Here is a 1,081-nt window from a genome sequence, read left to right as displayed (position 1 = left end):
GGTTGATTTGCCAGCAAGAAGGCATATCGAGCCGGACCTTACGGAGGTATGTTGCCGCTTTTAAGCAGGGTGGCTTTGATGCTCTGTTACAGGGGGGACGCAAAGACAAAGGGAGTTGCAAAGCCATTCCCCCTGAAGCATTGCAGATAGCAGCCCAACTAAGGCAGGAACTCCCGGCTCGCAGCGCCCAGCGGATCCAGCAACTCCTGGCCAGTGAAGGTTATACTGTCGCCCGCTCGACGCTGGAACGGCACCTGCGGCGGCAGGGCTTGAGCGGGCGGGAGATTAAGGCCGAGCAAAAGCAGGTAGCCAGCCGGCGCTTTAACCGGCGGGGACGGAACACTTTGTGGCAGGCCGACCTGAAATATGGGCCTTACCTGCCTGACTCCAGGCAGGCAAAGCGCAAGATGAGAACCTACCTGATGGCAATCATCGATGACGCTACCCGGATGGTGGTCCATGCCGAGTTCTATGACAATCAAAAGCTGCCCGTGCTGGAGGATGCTTTCCGCAAGGCGGTGACAAAATGCGGAGCCCCTGACAACCTGTATGTTGATAACGGCAAGATATTTGTCTCCCAATGGCTGAGGCTGGCTTGCGCCAAGCTGCGTATACGGCATCTGAACACCAAAGCCTACAGCGCCGAATCGAAGGGAAAAATCGAAAGATTTAACCGTACTGCGGAAGAGTTTTTACAAGAAGCGCGGCTGGAAAAGCCGTCCACTCTGGAACAGCTTAACAGGCTGTTCCGTGCCTGGCTGTCGGAAGGTTATAACCACCGGGTGCACTCCGCTTTATCCGGGAAAAGTCCGGCCCAGGCCTTCACCCAGGATACTAAAACCTTGAGATTTCCCGGCCCGGAAGCTCTAAGAGAGGCCTTCTTATGGGAGAAGACCCCCAGGGTAGACAAAAGCGGCTGCATCTCCCTGAATGGACTGTGCTATGAGGTGGGCACGGAATATATCCGGAAGAATATTCTGGTGCGCTATGATCCCTTTGATCTCTCCCTGGTGGAGGTCTGGTATGGCGGAGAAAAAAAGAAAGTGGTTGCCCCGGCCAATATCGGCGAATACAACCGCAA

The 1,081-nt window shown here is 55.2% G+C and carries 1 protein-coding gene; it reads left to right on the top strand.

Translation table 11 applies throughout. From position 1 onward, the window contains the following. Positions 1-344: 344 nt before the first annotated feature. A partial coding sequence (locus Q8Q08_11305) for a DDE-type integrase/transposase/recombinase (protein MDP2654599.1) occupies positions 345-1,081 on the top strand: 737 nt, incomplete at its 3' end.

It is taken from the genome of Candidatus Omnitrophota bacterium, assembly GCA_030688425.1.
GTDB lineage: Bacteria > Omnitrophota > Gorgyraeia > Zapsychrales > JANLHA01 > JAUYIB01.
This window is presented reverse-complemented; position numbering and strand designations above follow the sequence as displayed.